The following is a 568-nucleotide window of genomic DNA, read 5'->3' as shown; positions in this document are numbered from 1 at the left end:
GAGTTTCCTCCCGACTGGCTGGCGTTACCTGTGCTTCCTGCTTCTCTTTCAGTTCTGTAACCATTGAGAGAAGCCCCTCTAAAATCAAATTTTCCTCCATACTCTTATAACTTTAGTTGTTTTTTCTTTTTTTTCTTCTTCTTTCTCAAAAAGGAATCATCGGGCATTTCATCAGCCGGGGCTGACAAACCGGAAAACAGACTGCCTAAACCTGCAATAAAAGAATTATCCGCTTTGTCGGATACTGATACCGATTTCTGAATAGGTGCGGTAATCGTCTGCTTATTGCTTCCGACTGTCGTCTGCCCTACATTCCCAAAACATTTATCCAGTTTGGAAAAACTGAAATTACGGTCTATTTCCGAACCCTTGAACGTGTATTCGCCTTTGGAAAAGGAAACGCCCTGTATCTCGCCCGTCTGCCCCTTATACTTGAACAGGATAGTAATACCCTTTTCCGCTAACCGTTCCTGTAACTGCTGCCAGTTCTTGGACTTTCCGATTTCATTCTTTACAGCCGTGTAAATCTCGTATTTCGACTTGTCCGGCTCTTTCAGTCGGTGCTGCT

The 568-nt window shown here is 43.8% G+C and carries 1 pseudogene; it reads right to left on the bottom strand.

Features of this window, described 5'->3' with window-relative positions:
* Positions 1-104 precede the first annotated feature (104 nt).
* Positions 105-568 (bottom strand): annotated as a pseudogene (locus E5342_RS19165) (relaxase/mobilization nuclease domain-containing protein); the annotation flags it as partial.

The organism is Parabacteroides distasonis (assembly GCF_004793765.1).
Taxonomy (GTDB): domain Bacteria; phylum Bacteroidota; class Bacteroidia; order Bacteroidales; family Tannerellaceae; genus Parabacteroides; species Parabacteroides distasonis_A.
The sequence above is the reverse complement of the archived record's forward strand: the minus strand, read 5'-3'. Positions and strand labels throughout refer to the sequence as shown.